The organism is Pseudomonadota bacterium, assembly GCA_011049115.1.
In the GTDB taxonomy this organism is placed as follows: domain Bacteria; phylum Desulfobacterota; class Anaeroferrophillalia; order Anaeroferrophillales; family Tharpellaceae; genus DSCM01.
Genome location: DSCM01000006.1, coordinates 17,951 through 37,418 on the forward strand (window position 1 = coordinate 17,951; position 19,468 = coordinate 37,418).

The following is a 19,468-nucleotide window of genomic DNA, read 5'->3' on the forward strand; positions in this document are numbered from 1 at the left end:
CAGGTTTTCGTCAGGTTGCCGGCGCGGTTATCAGGAGGCTCCGGTCTTGGTTGCTGGGTTTTTCTTGCCGGTGCTATACCGCCTGTCCCTTTAACCACAGTTTAACAACTTTGGCAACCTCCTCAGGACTCTTGGACGCAAACTCGGCAACCTGGTCCATGACCGTCTCATGGCGGGAAATCTCGACCTTTTCAGAGATGTCATCGGCCAGTTTTCCCAGGCCTTTGCCGGCGGTCATGGTGCCGGCGGGTCGAGACCCGAAACTGCCGCTGACGCCGTGCCAGGCCGGTTTAAGGATTTTAAAGTAGAAAAAAAGAGTCGCCAGAGCGATGGCAAAATATTTAAGCCCCTGATAGATCATACTGTAGAGATTGGCTTTTTTGAGTTCTTCGACCTCGGTCTGAAGACTTTCATTATTGAAAGCAAGATTCGCGACTTCGACCTGATCACCGCGTTTTTGGTTGAAGCCGATCGCTTTTTTGATCATGCTGGTATAGACCTGAAGCTCGGCCTCACTTCTGGGAACATAGTTTTTCTCTTTGTCGGCACCGTTCTCATACTTGCCGTCGACCATGACCGCGACGCTGATTTTTTTTACTGCTCCGACCGGCATGATCGTGCGACTGACCAGCTTGGAAATCTCATAGTTGCGGATCTCATCGGCTTTGTCAAGGTTCCTGTGTTTGCCGGCGCCGGGGCTTTGCCCAAAATCCCGGCCCGGAACATTGCTGTTGACTCCCGGAACGCCGGCTTCGCCGCCGTCCTGGCTAAGTTGTTTTTCCGTGAGGCGGTGCTCGCTGCGAATCGCGACCTGGTCCGGATCAAAAATTTCTTCAGTTTTTTCAACCTTGTTGAAATCAAGGTCGGCGGACACCCTGACCACCACCTTTTGTCTGCCGACTACCCGTTCAAGCATGGATTGCAGACGTTCTTCCAGGCTGTGTTCGTATTCCTTGCGAAAATTCATTTCGTTGACCGACAGCTGATCCTGGCCGGGCCGCGGGCCCAGGTCTTTGGACAGCACCGATCCATAGGTGTCCAGAACCGTGATCTTCCCTTGTTCAAGACCGGCCACGCTGCCGGCCACCAGCGACATGATGCCTTCGACCTGCTCGTTTTTCAAACGAGCCCCGGGATGAAGTTTGACGATGACCGAGCAGGTGGCGTCTTGCTGGTTTTCACTGAACAGCCTTTCCTTGGGCAGAACCAGATGCACTCGGGCCGATTCAACCTGTTTGATTTCCGTGATCGTTCGGGCGAGCTCTCCCTGCAGGGCGCGTTGAAAATTGATGTTCTGGACAAATTCGGTGACCCCGAGATTGCTTTTGTCGAAGATTTCAAAGCCGACTCCGCCGCTCATGACCTGACTGCCGGCCAGCTCCAGGCGTACTTCATAGACATCGTTCCGGGAAACCTTGATCGTGCGTCCGGCATCGGCCAGACGGTAAGGAATGCGGTTGCGTTTGAGGTAATCGACAACCTCGGCCGCGTTTTCCGGGGAGAGGTTATAGTAAAGAGGGGTGTAAATCGTGGTCAGGGAAACCAACAGGGCCGTAACCAGGCCGATGATGATAATCGCCGAGCCTCCGAGCAGACCGATTTTCTGGCCGGTGCTCCGTGATTTAAACCACTCTATGAACGCTTTGAAATAATTCATGGGTTGATCCTCAAAATTTTCCATCGATAAATATTCGTCCGGATGTGAAACCTCGCGGACGTATGGTCGGCGCGGGCCGTTGTCCTGCCCCGGGGTGAACCTTGCCGGAGTTTAAATACCTTGAAATGTTCTGATAAACTTATCGCTTTGCGACCACCGGAAGTGCCTTCAGATGCGGGCCGCAGGAAACGCTTTCGAGTGGCGGGACGCGCTCCTGCATTAGACCGGCATTTTAATGATTTCTTCATAGGCCTTGATAGCCTTGTTGCGGACCTGAGCCAGAAATTGTAAGGAAAGATCGGCCTGCTGCAGGGCCACTACCGCGCCCAGGGTGTCTTGGGAACGACCGGTGCTGACGTCGTTAATCCTGGTGTCAGCTTGCTGTTGCAGCCGGTTGACCTCGTTCAGAGCTCGGTTCAGGGTCGCGGAGAACCCGGGCTGACCGTTTTTCTCCGAAGCCGGTGGGAGGCCTTCGGCCTCCCTTGTCAGACGCTGCATTTCCTGTAAGGGCGATGTGAAGGGGTTATCGGTTCTGGTGATATTCATGGGGTAGCCTTTCTCTGGTCAGCAACGAAGTTGAAGCTTTTTCCCGCAGGTGAAACCACGGTTTGTGGGCTTAAAGCTCGCATGAACCTATTTTAGCAGATCAATGGTTTTATCCGCCATTTCCTTGGCGCTTTTCATGATGGTCGCGTTGGCTTCGTAGCTGCGGGTAGCGGAAAGCATGTTGACCATTTCCTCAAAGGTGTTGACATTGGGATAGGCGACATAGCCGTCGGCGTCGGCATCCGGATGTCCGGGTTGATATTTGAGTATCGGCGGCGCCGGATCGGTAATGATGTCGATCACCTTGACCGACATCGGTTGCGAGTCGAGGGCTGCAGCAGCTTGCCTGGGGTCGGTGTCTTTCGGCTCCGGCGGGCTGGTTTGAAAAACCACGTCCCGTCGCCGGTAAGGGCCGCCCTCCGGGGTCCGGGTGGTGTTTTGGTTGGCGAGATTGCTGGAAATGACATTGAGCCGGTAACGCTGGGCCGCCATGCCGTCGGCGCTGATCTTCATCATACCGTCAAAACCCATGCTTATTTACCTCCTTCGATAATGGCGTTTTTGAGAATCGCCATTTTGCTTTTTAGCATCTGCATGGTTCGGTTGTAGGCCCCGCTGTTGATGGCCTGGTCGGCCATCTCCTGATCAAGGTTGACCGTGTTGCCGTCGAAACCGCCCAGCTGATTATGCTTGAGAGTATATGTTCCGCGAATTGCACCAAGTGAGTTTCGTCCGCCCAGGTGAGTGGCATGCGTGGTGAGCATGGATGGCGAGCTTGTCGGGTTAGCCGTTGCCTGCCGCAGGGCGTCGGCAAACCTGAAATCGCGGGCCTGATAACCGGGGGTTTCCAGATTGGCGATGTTGGCGGCGATGACTTCGCCTTTTTTCTGACGCAACGCGGCTGTGTTGATCAGGAGCTGGCAGGTACTGTCAAAAAGTTTGTTGATAGTCATGGGATTGACGCTCCAATGGTAAAAGAATGAGGCAGAATCAGCCGGTTTGATTCTCCTGGGCTGACTCAGGGCTTTTGGTATGCAATCCGCGTGCCATTTTGTTTGGAAGCCGGAGCTTGTGTGGAACGGGTTGATCTGGCCCCGCATGGCCGGGACAGGAGAGCAGAAGATAATGAAGTGAAACTGCAGAAAGGACGAGCCTGCGGCTTGGGTTGGCGACTACATTCGAAGTATCATAACGGTCATTTCTGTGGGCGCTTGGTGGAAAGGCTTCTTTTTCTGACCGTAAAAAACGGGACCCGCGATCCCGGTAAACCGGTCCACCGGAATCATGTGGATGGTCAGGCTAAATTCCCGGTCTCGGAAGAAAACGCCGTGGCGCATCTATGTTGAGGGCGCGGCGGTTCGAGCGGATTTTTTACGGTTTTCGCCAATGGCGTCAGCTGCCAGAATGGCATGAAGTACCTTTTCCGGCGTGATTTTTCCGGCTTCGTGATGAATGCCTTCGTCGGGAGCGCAGGCCTTTTCCGCGACGGCCATCAGTCGGTCGCGGTCGCAGTTTCGCAGACCGATGTCCGCGAGGGTGGTTGGCAGACCCACGGCTTCGCAAAATGAGAACACGGCGGTCGTTTCCTTCGGAGAGGCAGCGGTAATTTGGAGGCCGGTCAGAACCCCAAAAGCCACCTTCTCACCATGGTAATAGGCGTGGGTTTCTTTCAGGGCGGTGAGGCCGTTGTGAAGCGAGTGGGCGCTGGCCAGGCCACCGCTTTCGAAGCCGATGCCACTTAACAGAATATTCGCTTCTACAATATGTTCAAGCGCCGGGGTGATGATCTGTCGTTCGGCTGCAATTTTGGCAAGCGTGCCATAGTTGCGCAAGGTATCGTAGCAGAGCCGGGCCAGGTTCAGTCCCGCCAATGTGCTCAGCCCACCGCACTCATTTCTGGATTGAGTGTGGTCACAGGACTTGGCTTCGAACCAGGTCGCCAGCGCATCGCCCATACCCGCCACCAGAAAACGGACGGGGGCGTGGGCGATAATTTCCATGTCGACCAGCACGGCCGCCGGGTTTGACTTCTGATAATAGACGCGTTCGAAAATGCCATGCTCTGAATACAATACGGCACAGCCGCTGCAGGGAGCGTCGGTTGAGGTGATGGTAGGGATAATCAGCATCGGAATGTTTGCCCGGTCGGCGGCAATCTTGGCGGTGTCGATGGCTTTGCCGCCGCCCATACCCACAAGAACATCCACTTGTTTCTCTTGCAGGACTGTCGCCAGTCGCGACAATTCCTTTTCGCAGCATTCCCCATTGAATCGCTCAACCGGCAAGGCGGCCTTTATTGATTCCATGTTCCGGTTGAAAAGGATGGTTTTATGCGCGCTTGGTGAGGCCAGAATCAGCCCCCGTTTGCCGAACCGTGAGACCAGCGATGGCAATTCTCTGAGCGCATGGCGGCCTTGAATATATTTTCCGGGGAACATGGCTTTTTTTTTAACATGTAATCATCCTTTTGCTGCAGGGCTAAAGCGCTGGTCAGGTTACGAACTTGGTTGCCAGATAATCGGAGTATAAAACCTCTGCATAATCCTGCTTTGATCTGAGTGACTCAGGTTGAGGTTCTTATCCTTGGTCAGGAGACGGTGCAGGGTCAGGGCCAATTCCCGGATCAAGATGGGTTTGCTCAGGTAGGCTTGGATGCCGATGGCGTAAGCCTGTTCCTGGTTGATCAGTTCGCTGAAACCGGTGCAAAGGATGATGGGCAGCTCCGTATTTAAAGCCATAGCCTTTTGCGCCAGCTCAATACCGGTCAGGTAGGGCATGGTCATATCTGTGATCAGCAGATCGAAAAAGGACGGTTGGGCCTCGATCAGAGACAGGGCTTCACGGCTGTCGTTGGTAACGGTCGCCTGATAGCCGAGCCCTTCCAGGATTTTCCGGAGCATGGCCGTGATGGTCTGCTCGTCATCAACGACCAGTATCCGCCCCTGGCCGGAGGGCAGGCGAAAACCCGCTGTCACCTCGTCAAGTATCGGCTGGTCGGCCGTTCGAGGCAGATAGACGCGGAAGGTCGTGCCCTTGCCCGGCTCACTGTAGACTCCGATCTGGCCGCCGTAGCTTTTGACGATACCATGTACCACGGAAAGTCCCAGGCCGGTGCCTTTGCCAGCGATCTTGGTCGTAAAGTAGGGCTCAAAGATTCGTTCTAAAGTCCTGCGGTCCATGCCGCAACCGGTATCGCTGACACTGAGCATGATATAGTCGCCCGGTATGAGTTCTGAACTGGCCACCTTGTGGTCATCTTTATCAATGATTACCCGGCTGAGGCCAAGGCCCAGAATGCCGCCGGTTTTCTCCATGGCATGGTAGGCGTTGGTACAGAGGTTCATGATAATCTGGTGAAACTGGGTCGAATCCGCCAGGATGGTACCGCAGTTATCATCGATATCGGTTTTGAATTCGATGGTGCTGGGTAGGGAGGAGCGCAGGAGCTTGAGCACCTCTTTGCCCACCACGTGTGGGTGAAATGTTTTTTCGTCCTGTGGACCACGGCGACTGAATCCCAGGATTTGCTGGACCAGATCCTTGGCGCGCCCTGCGGCCGCGCAGATCTGCTGCAGTTCCTGAGCCAGGGGTGAGCCTGGATCGATGTCGGTCAGAGCCATTTCCGCATAGCCCAGGATAGGGGTTAAAATATTATTGAAGTCGTGGGCGATACCTCCGGCCAGGGTGCCGATCGCTTCCAGTTTTTGAGATTGTCGGAGTTGTTCTTCCAGCATCAGACTTTTTGTGATGTCTTTGGCGATATGAACAAAACCGGAAAGCCGGCCGTTGTCGATAAAGGGGAAGGAGGCGACCTCAAAGGATTTCCCCAGTTTCTGATGGTGGATGATGGCTTGATGATGCCTCTGATCATGCCGGCTTCGCAGTTCGGGGCACCCGGAGCAGGGTGCGGACGCCTCACAGAACACTTCATAACAGAACCTGCCGATCAAGGCCTCGGGCGCCACCTGGAACATTCTTCCGGCAGCCTGGTTGGCTCGGACGATCCGCATGTCTGGGGTATGGATGGTGATGATATCGGCAATCGCGTCAAAGGTTTGCTCCCATTGATCCTTGGCCTCGGTGGCGTTTTTTTCCGACTGCTTGCGTTCGGTGATGTCGTGAACAAAGGTACAGATCAGATTGGGGCGGCCGTGATCATTATGGGCAATGGCGAATTTACTGACGTGCCAGATTCGCTTATGCCCATGTAATTCAATCTCCAGCTCCAGTTCCACCGCTTGACCGGTAGTGAAGATGGCGTCGTTGGCCTGGGACAGGCGCAGAATGTCCGGGGGAGAGAGATGACCCTCCAGATATTGTTTCAGGGTGCGTCGGTCGGGAAGAGAACCAAACAGTTCATCGCACTGCTTGCTGCAATCCAGCAACCGGCCATCCTGGTTGGTGATGGTTATCAGCAGTGGGGCGTGGGCTAAAATTCCCCGCAACTGGGTGGCGAGGATGCGGTGGGCGTCGCCGAAATGGCGGCTGAGCAACAGGATGCCACCGATTGCTATCAAGGTCAGGATGATAATCAGGATGATCAGTCTGATTATGGTTTTGCGTTGCTCCTTGTGGACTTTATCCATCTTGATGCCGATTCGCACCACGCCCATAAGCTCGTTATCCAAGGTGCTGCGGTAGGGTGAAACCACCTCCTTGATTACCTGGCCGTCGCAAATGCGATCAGCCGAAACAATTGTATTGTGATTCAGACTCAGGTCGCGAAGCCTCGTACTTTCCCGGCCCTGGAGGTAGGTGTTGTTTTCACCGGACCGGCTGTGGGCCATGATTTTCCCCTCCTTGTTCTCCACCGAGATAAAGGCCAGGGCGGGGATGCGGTCCTGGATTTCCTCAACAAACAGGCGCGTATGGTATTTGCCGGAAAAGCTGACTTTGGCGATGGAATCGGCAAAGATAGTGGCGAGCATCGAGGACAGGCGATCCTCTTTCTTCTCGTACAGCTGGATGAAAAGGTGGCTGGCCAGACTGAAAAGGGCCAGCATCAGCAGGAGGACGATGGCGCCGAAACTTAAGGCGAGCTTGCGATCATGGTGGTTTTTCGATGAGGTATAAGCCCGGGTCATGAGGCTTACTCCGGGCGCTGCTGGCTGACTATTTTCAAATCTCCCTGCCATCGCGGGGCCTGGCTGGGCCAGCTTTTTTGAACTCGGTCGGAATCGGTCCCTGCCAATCGGGATAGATGTTCAGGCTTTCGACGGTGACGGGGAAAACGGGGACCAAAGCATGATAGGGGGGGTGCCTCCAGAGAGCAGGGCAAAGACGGTTTTCATCGCCTGGGCCTCGAGCGGGCCGCAAAATTGAGCGGAATCGATAACGGTCAGGCGGCCGGCCCTGATGTTTTCCGCTGACGCCGGATCGCCATCAATGGTGGCCACCATGATCTCGCGGCGGCCGGCATGGGCCAGGGCCTCGACCACGGCCAGGCCGCCGCCGTCATTGACCGTGAAAATGACATCGATACTGTGGGCCTCTGGAAAATCATGGAGGATGTTCAGCCCTGCCCTATGGCCGCCGACCGGTTCGACGGCGAAATAGGTTTTGAGAATTTTATAACGGCAACCGAGTGCCTGTAGTGCGTCAAGAAAGCCGTTGACCCGCTTCACTGTGGAGGAAACGTGGGGATACTCGACCAGAACCAGGCGGATCTCATGGTCTGCGGTAAATTTTGAGGAAATGTATTCGCCGTCGAGGTACCCGGCTTGATAATTGTCGGACGTACAGTAGGCCGCCAGTTGGCCGCCGCTGATATACTGGTCATAGGCAACCACCGGAATTCGCGCCAGGTTGGCGGTGCGCAAGGGGGCCGCCAGGGCGGCATTGTCTGTGGGCTGAATGATAATGCAATCGACCGGTATCGCCAGTATTTCATACATCTGGTTTATCTGGTTTTCGATACCGGCCTCGCCATCCCCCGCCACCCGGTGCAACAGTCTGAGGGTGCCGCCTTTTGCCGCCAAAGCCTGATTGATTTGCTCCGCTTCGGTTTCCAGCCCCCTGCGTATGGCCACCTGGCCGGGATATTCATGGACCAGTAAAGAACCCCCAGCTGAAATTCCTCGGCCCTGACCATGGCCGCCGCCGTCAACAACAACGCCGCAACTCCAAGCCAGAATGAAGCAGAGGTCAAAGCGGCGAACCGGAGATTGTTCATGGCTTCCCGTTGGCGTGAAATCGCCCGCATCGCTTGCGCTCAAGGTTTGCGCAACGGTTTTCGCGGAAAGAGGTTTTACGGGCAGGGCCAGTTTTAGAAAGCCCGCAACCTTGTGGAAAAACGGATTCCCGCATTGTACACCCTTCGGCCGACCTAGTGTCAACGGACGAAAAGCATTTTGGTGGCCAACGATGTTTCTCTCATAAAACCAAGGTTGCTTGCGGGGAGGGAACGAAAAGGAGAACGTCGGCGCGCCGACCGATTTGATGCCGATTTGATGCCGATGTCAGAGTGGCGCCGAAGATACAAAAAGGGCGGAGGATGACTCTCCGCCCTTTTAACTTTAATGGCATGGTTGCAAGGCCATTTTTTTCTGGAGCGGGATACGAGATTCGAACTCGCGACTTTCAGCTTGGGAAGCTGACACTCTACCAGCTGAGTTAATCCCGCGACGATTTCCAGCTGAGCTCTTTACAATGAAGCGTGGCGGATGTCAATGTTTTTTCCTGGGTTTTTTGCTTCACAAAATCACGTTGATCGTGTAGAATGTAAAAAAAATAGTAAATCTGATGGGTTATAAATAGGCGGTAGTTTGTTTTGAAAAAAGAAGGAGGAATAAGCGCAGGTTTTTCAAAGTTGCTCCTGCGTGAGGTTGTCCCGGAGCTCTTCGCTCTGGGACATGAGGCTTGTGGCCGCCTGGAACCCTGGCGCCGAAAGTTGCTTGTCTGGCTGGATGAAATTGAAGGTGAGGCCTTGACCCGGTTGGCCCGAGCCGGTTCCGGGCGGCTGCGTCGGGTAACTTTGTGCGGCACGATTCTGCGTTCGGTGTTTTCCGTGCAGTCGGAAGAGCGCACCGGATTCAGTGTCGCGCAGGCGCTGTTTGATGTGGTTCGCGGATTGGTCCGGGAAGATCTCAGCCCGGCCTTTTATGCGGAGTTGATTTCCCTTTTTAAGGGGGTAGGCGGGATTGACGTGGAAAGCCATGCCGTGATCAATGATGACCATGGCGGCAATCAGCTGATCAGTGGTCGTGAAGCGGCGGTTCTGCGTTCGCGCCAACTTGATGCCATAGAGCGCAGGGTTGGGCGATTTATGGCGCAGTACGATGATGGCCTGAACCAGGAAGCGATAGCTCGGCGGCGCTTGCGTCGCGAGCGCCTGAAAAAATATTTCGGGGCGGATGAATCTCACTGGCAGGACTGGCGCTGGCAGCTGGCAAACATTGTGCAGGACGCGGAGACCTTGACCCGGTTGGTTACCCTTCGCCCGGAAGAGGCGGCGGCGGTGCGCCGCGCCCGGCGACATCGGCTGCCCTTTGGCGTGACTCCTTATTACCTTTCCCTGATGGATGATGAGGTGGAAGGCTCCCGAAGGGACGCCGCGATTAGGGCTCAGGTACTGCCGCCGCCGGAGTATGTGGAAGGGGTGGTCGATTCCAGATTGGAACAAGGGGATTTGTCAGGACTGGATTTCATGCGCGAGGAAGACACCTCGCCGATCGACCTGATTACCCGGCGCTATCCTTCAATCTGTATTTTTAAGCCTTTCAATACCTGCCCGCAAATCTGTGTTTACTGTCAGCGAAACTGGGAAATTGAAGATGCCATGGCTCCCGATGCCCTGGCTGCACCCGAAAAAATCGAAGCCGCGCTCAACTGGATTACGGAACATCCGGCGATTCGCGAGGTTCTGATTACCGGGGGGGATCCGCTGGCGATGAATGATGAGCAGTTTGAGAGCATCGTGACTCGGGTGGCCGCCGTTCCCACGGTCGAGCGCATTCGTATCGGCACCCGGACTCCAATAACCATGCCGATGCGCATCAGTAACAGACTGGCCGACTTTCTGGGCTCCGTGCGCCGGCCCGGAAAACTGGAAGTGGCGGTGGTCACGCATGCCGAGCATGCCTATGAGTTGACTCCGGAAGTGGTCGCGGCGGTGGACCGACTTAAACGTCGTGGTATCGGTGTCTATAACCAGTTGGTCTACACCTTCTTTGTTTCGCGTCGTTTTGAAGCGGTGTTTTTGCGTCGGCGTTTGCGTCAGGTTGGCATTGATCCGTATTACACCTTCAATACCAAAGGCAAGGAGGAAACTTCCGGTTACCGGGTGCCGATTGCCCGGCTGCTGCAGGAACAATCGGAGGAAGCCCGACTGGCTCCCGGCATCGAGCGTACCGATGAAGCCGTGTATAACGTTCCCGGTCAGGGTAAAAGTTATATTCGCTCGCTGCGTCATCGTTATATGATCGGTTTGGACGCTAATGGCTCTCGCATTTATGAATTCTTTCCCTGGGAGGAAGGTATCGTCAGAGTCGCTCCCGAACCCTATGTCGCCCGGGATGTGCCGCTGCTGGAGTATCTGGAAAGGTTGGCCGCCATTGGCGAGACGGTGGCGGATTATCAATCAATCTGGTATTATTTTTAGTGGTCGCGCCGGTTCTGAAGCGAAGGCGTCTGTCCCTCTAGCCTTCCTTGATTAATTTGAGCAGTTCTCCGGTCGTGAAGCGGGCGCTCTGGTCGCTGGCGGAAAGAATCTGGTCGGCGAGGTTGCGTTTTTCCTGGTGCAGACGCACGATTTTTTCCTCAATGGTATCCCGGCTGATCAGCCGGTAAACCGTCACGGGCCGGTTCTGGCCGATGCGATGGGCCCGGTCCGAAGCCTGATCCTCGATCGCCGGATTCCACCAGGGGTCAAGATGCAGGACATAGTCGGCCGCCGTCAGGTTGAGACCGAGACCGCCGGCCTTAAGACTGATCAGGAAGAGATGGGCCTGACCTTCCTGAAAGGCGCTGATTTCGGCTTGACGCCGCGTTTTTGGGGTGGAGCCGTCGAGGTAGCGATAGGCGATCTTCTTCTTATCAAAATAGGCGCGGACCAACTCAAGGTGCTTGACAAACTGGCTGAAAATCAGGGCTTGATGGCCGCCGGCGAGAAGATCGTCTATGATTCGGCCGCAATGTTTGAGCTTGGCGCTCTCAATCGTGCTTTCGGGCAGGACCAGACGAGGGTTGCAGGCCGCCAGACGCAGCCGGGTCAGCTCTGCCAGGACCTGAATCGAGGTCCCCCCCCGGTTCTGGTTTTCCTCGGTGTCGGCTTCTTCCAGGCGGTCGATGGCCTGGCGGCGAACGGCTTCATAAAAGTTACGTTCCGCCTCACTCATCTCCACCTGTAAAACGATTTCCGTGCGTGGCGGCAGTTCTCGCAGAACCTGATTCTTGTGGCGGCGCAGAATATAAGGCTGAATGATTTTCTGTAGAAGCAGCCGGGCCTCGGTATTGTTTTCCTGCTCGATCGGAATGGCGAAGCGCTGATTGAACTGGTCGAGCGAACCCAGCAGCCCGGGGTTGATGAATTGGAAAAGATTCCACAACTCCCCGAGATGGTTTTCGATCGGGGTGCCGGTGGTGGTCAGGCGAAACCGGCCCCTCAGGCTCATGGCCGCCTGAGAGCGCTTGGTGTTGAGATTTTTGATTGCCTGGGCTTCGTCAAGCACGATAATTTCCCATTCACGGGCGGCAAACATCTTTTTTTCCTGTTGCAGCATGGTGTAGCTGCAGATCAGAAGGTCGTAGGGTTTGATTTTGTCAAGCAGCTCCTGACGATCGTTGCCGCCGAACTGAATCGGGTTCAGAATCGGCGCAAAGCGCTCACATTCTTTATGCCAGTTGGCGCAGACTGAGGTCGGCGCCACGACCAGAGCCGGCCCCCTGGCCGCCCGCGACAGAATCAGGGTCAGGGTCTGTACCGTTTTCCCCAGTCCCATATCGTCGGCCAGACAGGCGCCGAAACCCAGATGGGCCAGGCGTGCGAGCCATGAAAAACCTTCTTTTTGGTAACTTCTGAGTTCGGCCTGAAGCGTGCTTGGAATCTCGGGTTTGAAGTTTTCCGCTTCCTTGAAACGTTGCAGCTGCTCATGCCAGGAGTGGCTGGCTTCAACCTTGGGCAGGTCGCCCAGGATTTCGGCGACCTTGGCGGTGGCGGCCTTGTGAATCAGAAGCTCACCGCCCTCGTGATTGAGGTAGAAACTTAGTTCCTGGATGCGGCGCTGCAGGTCCTCGGTCAGGGTTATAAAATGATTGTCGGCCAGCGGCAGAAACTGACCCTGTTTCTTTTTCATGCTCTGCAGCAGCTCCCGCAGGTTCAAGGTCTCCTTTTCATCAATCAGAAGCTCGCCTTCGATTTTAAACCATTCCTGATGCGGCTTTATCCTAAAGCGTAGGGCTGAAGGCCCCGGTTTTTCCTTGAGTCCCAGTTTTCGTCCCGCCGGCCATTCACAGATCAACCAGGCGGCTTCATCCGGAAGCCTTTTCTGAAGTATTCTGATTTCGTGCAGGATTTGCAGACAGCGTTCGATTTCCGTGATCTGCCAGCAGGCCTGGGCATTGTCTTCTCCCAAGCCGGGGCAGGCCGCAAGCAGAATGTGCCGGCGCTCCTTTTCAAGCTCAAGATCGCGATTGACGGCGCAAGTTTTTTCGTCAATCTTGGCGTAAAGATACTTTTTCCCTTCGCCGGGGCGTAACTGTGGCCCCTGGGGACCCAGCGGTTTACTCGTCAGCTCAAAACGCAGGCCGTCACCGGCAGGAAATATCTGGAGAAAAAGTTGTGCCTCTGAGACGGCTGGGGCCGAGCCTTCCGATGTCAGTGGCAGGTTGCTGTGGACAGGGAGCAACGGCAGTAGGGATTCCAGAAGGTCGGGAATTTCAGGCTCCGCTTCAGGGGGCATGGCGGAGCCATCCCGGCCTAGCAGACGGGCAATTTCCTCGAGCTGATGGTTGTTGCGATAAAAGGTGAACCGGGCTGAGGTTTCCTCGACAACCATGAAGTCGCGGCCGTTGAATTCAGGGTAAATTTGCAGAGATATTTCCCCGTCGGCTGCATTTTTGTCAACCATGATGCGAGTTTGTCCCGCCTGCAGGCTTGCCGGAATCTGGTCGCGTCCGTTGAGAAATAGATATGGATGTCCGGACAGGGCCGGAATCGCCCGGCTTTGTTCAAAGGTAAAGGTTTCCCCTTTGTCATCGGTTTGGCGTAGCAGGGACTGGAAAATCTGGTGATCCTGCAGGGTGAAAAAATTGAAGTGTTCGCCTGCGAAAACCCTTCCCAGAGCGAGGTTGCGCCCCGGACTCCAGCTTTTATCCGACAGCGCTTTCTGGATTTTAGGGGTCAGGGAAAGCTCACCCGGACTGTTGTAGCTGATGAACCAGGCCAGTCTGGCTTTCTTTTCCGGCTCGGTTTTGCATTCATTCGCTGAGCTTTTCGGAGTCAGCTGTTTGAGGGCCGTCAGGGTCCGACGCCAGGCCGGTTCAATTGTGACCGACGGACTCAAAGGCTTGAAAGCGGTGGTTTCGGGAGGGGCGGTTGGGGTCGGAATCTCGGTGGTTGCGGAACGCTCTTCAAGCTGCAGCAGGTAATTGCACTCGATTTCAATCCAGGGGAAAAATCTTCCTGCCAGCAGTTGTAAGCGGCGCAGATTTTCTTGCTCATGCGAATCGATCTGGCCGCTGAGCCAGTATGAGACCAGGGTCTGAAGCAGGGTGAAAATCGAGCGCAGAGGGCGTTTTTCAATAGCGGCAAAGCTTTTTTCAGCTTCGGAGGTCAGCCCCTGAAAAAGTTTGAGCAGGGTGTCGGCCAGGTGAAAAAGGTCTCGAGTAAAAGGGTTGTAGGCAAACTGTCGGGCTCCGGCAGCCAAGGTGGTCGCAGTTTCCATCCAGGAGGTCAGGTTGCGGGCCTGGCCGGTCGCCAGGATGTAGAAGAAGGCTATCGGCGCATCGAAACAGGCGCGGCCTTCGGGATTGCGGAGATGGGCTGATTCGAGATCCTGGTTGAAAAACCGGTTTCCTGCAGAAAAATTCCCCTGACTTGCGGCCAAGGCTCCGGCAAAGCCGCTGCCTGAGAAAATATCATGATGCTGGTGGCAGAGCTCGGCCAATTCGGGAAGACGACCGCTCAGCAGGAGCTTATGGGCGTAGAGCAGGATGAAAGGCCGGCTGCCGCTTTTGTCCGCCGGATAATTAGTGACAATGAATCTGTCTAGTTCCGGGGTGTCGACCAAGTCTTCAAGGGCGTGGGTGATACAATCGTCAAGGGCGGTAAACTGCAGATGCAGAGGCAGCTTTACAAACCATTGTGGATCGAAAGGGTAGAGAACCAGGCTTGCGAAAGGATGGCGGAACCTGGAATCGTAAGGGGCGCGATAAAATATCGGCAGATATTTTTGCAGGGTTTCCAGATCATGACTGTAAAGCGCCAGGCGGAAATTCCGCAGGGTTCGTTGGCAAAGCTTATGCTCATCGTTGTCCAGGGAGTGATTGTCGATATAGGATGAGCGAATCAGCTGGTGACAGAGATCAAGCGCTCGGCGCTCCAGGGGGCGGCGGGCGACAATTTCGTTGATTTGCGGGTGACAGCGGTTGTGGTTGTCGATGAGTCCCAGGTTTCTCAGCTTGCGCAGGGTCTCCGTAGCCCGATCCGGGTCCCACGGGGTGGAGCCCGGGGTTTTCATGGGCAGGGCTTTCATGATGCGAAAGAGTTCTTCCCGTGGGGTCTTACCGTCCAAGAGCGCCGTTATCTGTAAAAAATATTTTTCCTCTTTATTCAGTTCCAGGAGTTTTTTTACGGGGTCCTGATTTGTTACTTGGGTGTCAGTCATGGGAAATCTGTACTTATTTTCGTTGGAGGTGAGATGTCATCCTCTGAAAGTCTATTTAATGTTCCAGGGGTGGGGCAGGAAAAGTTTTTCGTAAAGCGAAAAAGCATAGCGATCGGTCATGCTGGCGATGAAATCACGTAAATTGTCTATGAAACTCGTGTCTTCCAGGTACCCTGGGTAATATTTCAACTGCAGTTCACCGGGTTTTTTTGTGAAATAGTGATAAATTTCTTCCAGTAGTCGACTGGCCTTGACAAAATCACCGTAAACCTCAGGACTTTCATAAACATGGGCGAAGAGAAAGGAACGCAGGTTGACCATGGCCTCCAGTATGGGCGGGGAAATTTTTAAAGCGCCCGCCTCGGCCCGGCTCTGGTCGATAATGTCGGTTACCATGGTGTTGATTCGCTGGGTATGGCTTTCTCCCAAGATGGCGCGACACTCTTTCGGAATCTGGGACGCGGCAATGGTTTTGGCGCGAATCGCGTCATCGAGATCGTGGTTAACATAGGCGATGATGTCGGCTAGCCGGACAACCTGACCTTCGAGGGTGACGGCGGTATGTTCCGGCGCGGGAGAGATGATCTGCCCCTTGCCTTTCGAGTGCTTGATAATGCCGTCGCGGACTTCAAACGTAAGATTGAGACCGTGGCCGTCCTTTTCGAGAATGTCGACCACCCGCAAGCTCTGCTGAAAATGGTTGAAGCCTCCGGGGTGCAGACGGTTGAGGACTGTTTCGCCGGCGTGCCCGAAAGGGGTATGGCCGAGGTCGTGGCCCAGGGCGATGGCTTCGGTTAGGTCTTCGTTGAGAAACAAGGCTTTGGCGATGGTCCGGGCAATCTGCGCGACCTCCAAGGTATGAGTCAGACGAGTTCGGTAGTGGTCGCCGCTGGGGGCCAGAAAAACCTGCGTTTTATATTTCAGGCGGCGAAAGGCCTTGCTGTGAATGATGCGATCCCGGTCATGCTGATAGGCCATGCGGTAGGCGCATTCTTTCTCTTTTGTTTGCCGGCCGCGGGAGTTCTCGCTGAAAGCGGCGAAAGGAGCCAGAAGGCTCCTTTCCCGTAGTTCAAGTTGCCGGCGGATACAGATTTCCGTCTCAGCGTTCATCGATAGCTTGATAGGTCAGATTGAATTTGCCGGTATAAAGGGACCGGGGCCGAAAAATCCGGTTGTTTTTGATATATTCCAGAACCCGGGCGGTCCAGCCGGCCACCCGACTGACGGCGAACAGCGGTGTGAACATGGCCGGGTCGATGCCCAGCCGGCTGTAGATCACCCCGGAATAGTAGTCAACATTGGGGAAAATCCCTTTTTCCTGGGCCAGGGAGGCGATGACTTCTTGTTCAAGTCGCTCGGCGGTGTTGATCAGGTTCTGAATGTCGGCCTGGCAGCCCAGGCAGCGAAATTTCGCCAGGGGGCCGAGAATCCGGGCCCGGGGGTCATAGGTTTTATAAACCCGGTGACCAAAGCCCGGAATCTTTTGCTTGGCTTTGAAGGCTTCTTTGACCCACTTTTCGACGTTGTGGGGATGGCCGATTTCCCGCAGGGTGTGCAGAACGCGTTCGTTGGCGCCGCCGTGTAGGGGGCCGTTCAAAGCGGCGATTCCCGAACCCACGGAAAAATAGATATCGGACATGGTCGAAGCCACCACCATCGAAGCGAAGGTGCTGGCGTTCATGCCGTGGTCGGCGTGTAGGATCAAGGCGACGTCAAGCACGCGCTCTTCAATCGGGGAGGGCCTTCGGCCGTTCATCATGTAGAAAAGGTTGCCGGCGTGGCTTAAGTCGTTGAGTGGTTCAAACGGCATCAGGCCGTGACGCAGGCGGGCAATTGCCGCGGTGATGGTCGGGACTCCGGCGATCAGATGATAGCAGGCTTCAAGGCCGCTGGCATCATCCAAGGACGGTTTATCCTTGCGGCGGCTTTTCTTTTTCTTCTTTTGTTTGAATTCATAGATGGCATGTTCATCCCCGCGAGGCTTGGTTTCCATGCCGATCGAGTCTTCGTCGGCGCTGATCGCGTCACTGGGATCGGGTTTGGCCTGTTCCTGGTCGCGGTCTGTAAACTCCTGGCGCATGAAAATGGTGCCCATGCGCAAAGCCGCCATGGCGTTCATCTTTTCGACCGGAAAGCTCATCAGCAGGCGCAGGGTTTTATTCATGTGCCGGTAGTGGATCAGTTTTTGTTCAAATTCCTGCAGCTCCGCAGCGTTCGGCAGACAGCCGTGCAGGAGCAGGAAGGAAACCTCTTCGTAGGTCGAGTGTGCGCAAAGATCGAAAATGTCATATCCCCGGTAAGAAAGCTGACCGGCGGTGCCGTTGACATAGCCGATTTTTGATTCGCAGGCAATCGCGCCTTCCAGGCCGGGGCCAACCTGACAGTCAATGGGCCACTTAGCCGTTTTAGCGCTGGCCGGATGGCTGTCGATATGGCCGATTTCAGCCCGAGACCGGGCTGCGGCGTCAAGAATCAGTTCGGTGATCTCAGAGGAATCTTGATATCTGCGGCGGTTCATGTTATTGCCTCCCGTGAAATATGCTTTGTATGCGAGGCCCCTTGTTCGGCGATTGCTCCTTAAAAAAAGAGCTGTTGGAGATGAGATGAAAGGTCCCGGCGATGTCTCGGTTGCTTTTTGTAAAGGGGCTGGGAAACGCGGACCGAAGGGTAAACCTATTATATTTTTTAACTTTTTGTCAAGTAAATATTACTTTTTGGATTTTTATGCAGGCGCTGGAGATAGAAAATCTCAGTAAGAATTATGGTTTGCTGAAGGCTCTTGATGGCGTCAGTCTGAATCTTGCCGCGGGTTCTTTTTTCGCTCTCCTGGGTCCCAACGGCGCGGGTAAGTCGACCCTGATCAACATCCTTGCCGGGTTAACCCGGGCCAGCTCGGGCCGGGCCCGGGTGCTGGGTTTCGATGTTCGAAAACAATGGCGTCAAGCCCGCTATAAACTTGGAGTGGTGCCTCAGGAGCTGGCTTATGATCCTTTTTTTACGATTTGGGAGATGTTGACCCTGCAATCGGGTTACTTCGGTCTCGGGCGCGCCAATTTCCCCTGGCTTGAAGAACTGCTGGCGGCCCTGGGTCTTGAGGAAAAGGCCCAAACCTCGATGAATCACCTTTCCGGAGGGATGAAACGCCGGGTACTGATCGCTCAGGCCCTGGTTCATCGACCGCCGGTAGTTGTCCTGGATGAACCCACGGCCGGGGTCGATGTCGCTCTTCGGGTTCGGCTCTGGGACTTTATCCGCGGGCTTAACCGCCAGGGGCACACAATTATCCTGACGACTCATTATCTTGAGGAAGCCGAAAAGATGTGTGAGAAAATTGCGGTCTTAAATTGCGGCTCCCTGGTCGCCTGCGCCGCCAAGGAGGAGCTTTTAAACCGTTATTCCAAACGTCTGCTGCATTTGCAGTTGACCCCTGATAGTTGTCGGAAACTGCCGGAAGCCCTGGAAAAAAATCGGGAAAGCGCGGGTGAGGGGGAGCTCCTCTTACGTTTACACCAGGATAAGGATCAGGTAGGCGCGGTGCTCGCGGCCCTGGATGCGGCCGGGATCAAGTTTTCTGATTTGAGCCTTCATGAAGCCGGACTGGCCGAGGTTTATGCCGAGCTTACAACAGGCCGGCCCGATGTTTAACCTGCATGGGTTATATATTCTTTTTGCCCGCGAAGTCTGGCGTTTTCTGAAGGTTTCGATTCAGACCCTGCTGACCCCGGTGATTACGGTTCTGCTGTACCTGCTGGTTTTCTCCTCCGTGATTGGTGATGGCCGTCAGATGTTGCCGGGAATTGACTATCTGACCTTTCTGGTTCCCGGCCTGATGGTCATGGCGATGCTGCAGAATGCGTTTGCCAACAGTTCTTCCAGTCTGTTTCAGTCACGACTGAACGGCAATGTGATTTTTGTCCTGCTGGCTCCGTTTTCCAATTTCGAGCTCTATCTGGCTTTTGTCGGAGCTTCCGTGGTGCGTGGGGTGCTGGTTGGTTTCGGGGTTTGGCTGACGGCCTTGAACTTTGTTTCGCTAACCCTGCACCATCCCCTGCTAGCCTTGCTGCTGGCCTTTTTCTGCAGCGGCGCCCTGGGCGCCCTGGGCCTGGTGGCGGCCATCATGGCCGACAAGTGGGATCATATCGCCGCCTTTCAGAATTTTGTCATCGTTCCGTTTTCCTTTCTCAGCGGCGTTTTTTTTGCCCTGGCCGACCTGCCGCCGTTCTGGCGGCAGGTCTCTTATCTCAATCCTTTTTTTTATCTGGTGGATGGTTTTCGCCGCGCCTGTCTCGGGGTCTCCGAAGTGGGCTTCGGCCCCAGTCTGTTGGTGGCCCTGGGCTTTTTTCTGTTGAGCTCAACTTGGGCTTTATGGCTTTTGCACAAAGGCTGTAATCTGCGTGGTTAAAATCTTCAGGTTGTGGGCTTTGTTCCCTCGGAACCTAGG

General features: G+C 55.0%; 12 protein-coding genes, 1 tRNA gene and 1 pseudogene. 3 read left to right on the forward strand and 11 right to left on the reverse strand.

Going from position 1 to position 19,468, the window contains the following annotated elements:
* Window positions 1–73 precede the first annotated feature (73 nt).
* The 8 genes and pseudogenes from fliF to ENN66_00515 form a co-directional block, all read right to left on the reverse strand.
* Entirely contained in the window at window positions 74–1,681 is a 1,608-nt protein-coding gene (gene fliF, locus ENN66_00480) for a flagellar M-ring protein FliF (GenBank protein ID HDS15113.1), read from the reverse strand.
* 195 nt (window positions 1,682–1,876) lie between these two features.
* The gene (gene fliE / locus ENN66_00485) at window positions 1,877–2,203 is read right to left on the reverse strand and encodes a flagellar hook-basal body complex protein FliE (GenBank protein ID HDS15114.1); all 327 of its coding nucleotides are present in this window, start codon (window positions 2,201–2,203) and stop codon (window positions 1,877–1,879) included.
* A gap of 87 nt (window positions 2,204–2,290) precedes the next feature.
* Window positions 2,291–2,734, reverse strand: a complete 444-nt coding sequence (gene flgC / locus ENN66_00490; GenBank protein HDS15115.1) for a flagellar basal body rod protein FlgC — start codon at window positions 2,732–2,734, stop codon at window positions 2,291–2,293.
* A gap of 2 nt (window positions 2,735–2,736) precedes the next feature.
* On the reverse strand, window positions 2,737–3,303 hold the full coding sequence (gene flgB / locus ENN66_00495) for a flagellar basal body rod protein FlgB (GenBank protein ID HDS15116.1): 567 nt from the start codon (window positions 3,301–3,303) through the stop codon (window positions 2,737–2,739).
* A 237-nt stretch (window positions 3,304–3,540) separates the two neighbouring features.
* Entirely contained in the window at window positions 3,541–4,641 is a 1,101-nt protein-coding gene (locus ENN66_00500) for a glycerol dehydrogenase (protein ID HDS15117.1), read from the reverse strand.
* A 57-nt stretch (window positions 4,642–4,698) separates the two neighbouring features.
* Window positions 4,699–7,338: a response regulator gene (locus ENN66_00505; protein ID HDS15118.1), complete on the reverse strand. Its 2,640-nt coding sequence runs from the start codon at window positions 7,336–7,338 to the stop codon at window positions 4,699–4,701.
* Window positions 7,322–8,375: pseudogene (locus ENN66_00510) on the reverse strand (sugar ABC transporter substrate-binding protein). The gene ENN66_00505 and the pseudogene ENN66_00510 overlap by 17 nt, the downstream one beginning before the upstream one ends.
* 374 nt (window positions 8,376–8,749) lie before the next feature.
* Window positions 8,750–8,825 (reverse strand) — tRNA-Gly (locus ENN66_00515).
* Window positions 8,826–8,990: 165 nt separating this feature from the next.
* Here ENN66_00515 and ENN66_00520 point away from each other — a divergent pair.
* Window positions 8,991–10,802 carry a KamA family radical SAM protein gene (locus ENN66_00520; GenBank protein HDS15119.1) on the forward strand — a complete coding sequence of 604 codons (1,812 nt, stop codon included), beginning with the start codon at window positions 8,991–8,993 and terminating at the stop codon, window positions 10,800–10,802.
* Window positions 10,803–10,839: 37 nt separating this feature from the next.
* On the opposite strand, the gene ENN66_00525 is transcribed toward ENN66_00520, so the two are convergent.
* Genes ENN66_00525 through ENN66_00535 form a run of 3 tightly spaced genes read right to left on the reverse strand, consistent with a single transcriptional unit; the run spans window position 10,840 to window position 17,545 of the window.
* Window positions 10,840–15,027, reverse strand: a complete 4,188-nt coding sequence (locus ENN66_00525; protein HDS15120.1) for a DEAD/DEAH box helicase — start codon at window positions 15,025–15,027, stop codon at window positions 10,840–10,842.
* A 51-nt stretch (window positions 15,028–15,078) separates the two neighbouring features.
* Window positions 15,079–16,137, reverse strand: coding sequence for a deoxyguanosinetriphosphate triphosphohydrolase (locus tag ENN66_00530; GenBank protein HDS15121.1), 1,059 nt, complete (start codon window positions 16,135–16,137; stop codon window positions 15,079–15,081).
* On the reverse strand, window positions 16,127–17,545 hold the full coding sequence (locus tag ENN66_00535) for a citrate/2-methylcitrate synthase (GenBank protein ID HDS15122.1): 1,419 nt from the start codon (window positions 17,543–17,545) through the stop codon (window positions 16,127–16,129). The genes ENN66_00530 and ENN66_00535 overlap by 11 nt, the downstream gene beginning before the upstream one ends.
* 206 nt (window positions 17,546–17,751) lie before the next feature.
* Here ENN66_00535 and ENN66_00540 point away from each other — a divergent pair, with 206 nt between their 5' ends.
* Complete coding sequence (locus ENN66_00540) at window positions 17,752–18,672, forward strand: ABC transporter ATP-binding protein (protein HDS15123.1); 921 nt, start codon at window positions 17,752–17,754, stop codon at window positions 18,670–18,672.
* Entirely contained in the window at window positions 18,665–19,429 is a 765-nt protein-coding gene (locus ENN66_00545; protein HDS15124.1) for a metal-dependent hydrolase, read from the forward strand. The genes ENN66_00540 and ENN66_00545 overlap by 8 nt, the downstream gene beginning before the upstream one ends.
* The last annotated feature ends 39 nt before the right edge of the window (window positions 19,430–19,468 follow it).

Coding starts and splice junctions, on each gene's coding strand:
- ENN66_00525 (HDS15120.1), bottom strand. CDS start 15,027: ATGACTGACACCCAAGTAACAAATCAGGACCCCGTAAAAAAACTCCTG.
- fliE (HDS15114.1), bottom strand. CDS start 2,203: ATGAATATCACCAGAACCGATAACCCCTTCACATCGCCCTTACAGGAA.
- ENN66_00540 (HDS15123.1), top strand. CDS start 17,752: ATGCAGGCGCTGGAGATAGAAAATCTCAGTAAGAATTATGGTTTGCTG.
- fliF (HDS15113.1), bottom strand. CDS start 1,681: ATGGAAAATTTTGAGGATCAACCCATGAATTATTTCAAAGCGTTCATA.
- ENN66_00505 (HDS15118.1), bottom strand. CDS start 7,338: ATGGCAGGGAGATTTGAAAATAGTCAGCCAGCAGCGCCCGGAGTAAGC.
- flgB (HDS15116.1), bottom strand. CDS start 3,303: ATGCGGGGCCAGATCAACCCGTTCCACACAAGCTCCGGCTTCCAAACA.
- ENN66_00530 (HDS15121.1), bottom strand. CDS start 16,137: ATGAACGCTGAGACGGAAATCTGTATCCGCCGGCAACTTGAACTACGG.
- ENN66_00535 (HDS15122.1), bottom strand. CDS start 17,545: ATGAACCGCCGCAGATATCAAGATTCCTCTGAGATCACCGAACTGATT.
- flgC (HDS15115.1), bottom strand. CDS start 2,734: ATGGGTTTTGACGGTATGATGAAGATCAGCGCCGACGGCATGGCGGCC.
- ENN66_00500 (HDS15117.1), bottom strand. CDS start 4,641: ATGTTCCCCGGAAAATATATTCAAGGCCGCCATGCGCTCAGAGAATTG.
- ENN66_00545 (HDS15124.1), top strand. CDS start 18,665: ATGTTTAACCTGCATGGGTTATATATTCTTTTTGCCCGCGAAGTCTGG.